Raw genomic sequence first — 2,336 nt, forward strand, 5'->3', positions numbered from 1 at the left:
CGATCCTGGTCGGTCTCGGCGCCTGGCAGCTCGAGCGCCTCGCGTGGAAAGAGGCGCTGATCGCCACCATCGCGGAGCGGATGGCGGCGCCGCCCGCGCCGCTGCCGGCGCCGTCGGAATGGCCGACGCTCGACCTCGACCAGTGGCGATATCGCCGGGTCGAGGCGGTCGGGACCTTCGATCCGACCCGCGAGGTCCGGATCTACACGCTGCTCACCGACCAGAAGGGTCCGTACGCGGGCCCCGGCTACTGGATCGTCGAGCCGCTGCGGCTTCGCGACGGCGGCACGGTGCTGGTCAACCGCGGCTTCGTGCCCGAATCCAGGGCCGATCCGGCGACGCGGCCGGACGGGCACACGGCGGGCGAGACCACCGTGGTGGGGCTGCTCCGCGAGCCCGAAGACCGCAACCCGTTCACCCCCGCGGACGCGCCCGAGAAGCGGCTGTTCTTCACCCGCGACCCGCAGGCGATCGCCGCCGCGATCGGGCTCTCCGACGCCGCGCCGTTCACCATCGACGCGGACGCGACGCCCAATCCCGGCGGCCTGCCGCAGGGCGGGGAGACGCGGCTGGCCTTCCCGAACCGGCATCTTGAATATGCGCTGACCTGGTTCGGCCTTGCGGGCGCGCTGTGCGCCGTTTTCGCCGCTTTCGCATGGCAGACCCTCCGGGCAGGACGGCGGCGTTGAGGCTCGGCCGCCCCTGGGTCGCTTGCGACGCAGGGACGGCGCGCCTAGGTTGCTGATCTTGCGCCGCTTGCTGGAAAGACCCGTCCGAACATGTCCCTGGCCTATGTTTCGACCCGAGGGGACGCGCCCGCTCTTGGATTCGCGGACGCCATGCTCGCGGGGCTCGCGCGGGACGGCGGGCTCTATGTTCCGGAGCTCTGGCCGACCCTCTCGACCGACGCCATCGCCGACATGGCGGGCCGTCCCTACGCCGAGGTCGCCGAGGCGGTGATCGCGCCCTTCGTGGGCGACGCGATCCCGGCGGCGAAGCTCCGCGAGATGATCCGCGAGGCCTACGGGACCTTCCGCCATCCGGCCGTGACGCCGCTCGTGCAGACCGGCGCCAACCGCTTCGTGCTGGAGCTGTTCCACGGGCCGACGCTCGCCTTCAAGGACGTCGCCATGCAGCTGCTCGCGCGGCTGATGGACCATGTGCTCGCCGAGCGCGGACTGCGGACGACGATCGTCGGCGCGACCTCCGGCGACACCGGCGGCGCCGCCATCGAGGCCTTCCGCGGCCGCGACCGCGCCGACGTCTTCATCCTGATGCCGCACGGCAAGGTCAGCGAGGTTCAGCGCCGCCAGATGACGACGCCCACCGAGGCGAACGTCCACGCGGTGGCGATCGACGGCTCGTTCGACGACGCCCAGGCGCTGGTGAAGGCGATGTTCAACCATCACGCCTTCCGCGACCGCGTCGCCCTCGGGGGCGTGAACTCGATCAACTGGGCCCGCGTGCTCGCGCAGGCGGTGTATTATTTCGTCGCCGCGGTGGCGCTCGGCGCGCCCCGCCGGACGGTCGACTTCGTGGTGCCGACCGGCAATTTCGGCGACGTCTTCGCAGGCTATGCGGCCAAGCGCATGGGCCTGCCGATCGGCCGCCTCGTGGTCGCCACCAACGTCAACGACATCCTCGCCCGCACGCTGGCGACGGGCCGCTACGAGGTCCGCGGCGTGGAGCCCACCACGTCGCCCTCGATGGACATCCAGGTCTCGTCCAATTTCGAGCGCCTGCTGTTCGACGCCTGCGGCCGCGACGCCCAGGTGGTACGCCGGGCGATGTCGTCGCTGTCGCAGTCCGGCGCCTTCGAGCTCGACGCGGCGACGCTCGCCAACATCCGCATGGACTTCGACGCCGGCCGCGCCGACGAGGCGCAGGTTTCGGAGACCATCGGCCGGGTCAGGCGGGAGACCGGCTACCTGCTCGATACGCACACCGCCGTCGCCTATTCGGTCGCCGAGCGCGCGGATCTCGATCCCTCGACCCCGACGGTCGTGCTGTCGACCGCCCATCCGGCGAAGTTCCCGGAAGCGGTCGAGGCCGCCTCCGGGATCCGCCCCCCGCTGCCCGCCCATCTGGCCGACCTGCTCTCGAAGCCCGAGCGGCTCGACCGGCTCCCGAACGATCTCGCGGCCGTCGAGGCCTATGTGGCCGAGCGGGCGCGCGTCACCCGGGAGGAAGCTGCGTGAGCGCGCAGTTCACCATCCTGCCCTCCGGCCTCGCGGTCGTGACCGACCGCATGGGAGAGAGGCGGTCTGATAGTCATGCGGCGCTCAGGGCGCGGCCGTCGTGGCCGGCGATGAGCACATCCAGAAACGCGCCCTTCG

2 protein-coding genes are annotated in these 2,336 nt (G+C 71.6%); both read left to right on the forward strand.

All coding sequences use genetic code 11. The features are described from left to right. A partial coding sequence (locus ACIKT0_RS17070) for an SURF1 family protein (protein ID WP_407106565.1) occupies window positions 1-689 on the forward strand: 689 nt, incomplete at its 5' end. Window positions 690-779: 90 nt separating this feature from the next. Continuing rightward, the gene (gene thrC, locus ACIKT0_RS17075) at window positions 780-2,198 is read left to right on the forward strand and encodes a threonine synthase (RefSeq protein ID WP_407106566.1); all 1,419 of its coding nucleotides are present in this window, start codon (window positions 780-782) and stop codon (window positions 2,196-2,198) included. Window positions 2,199-2,336: the final 138 nt, after the last annotated feature.

The sequence above is a fragment of the Hansschlegelia beijingensis genome, from assembly GCF_045505405.1.
GTDB classification, from domain to species: Bacteria; Pseudomonadota; Alphaproteobacteria; order Rhizobiales; family Methylopilaceae; genus Methylopila; species Methylopila beijingensis_A.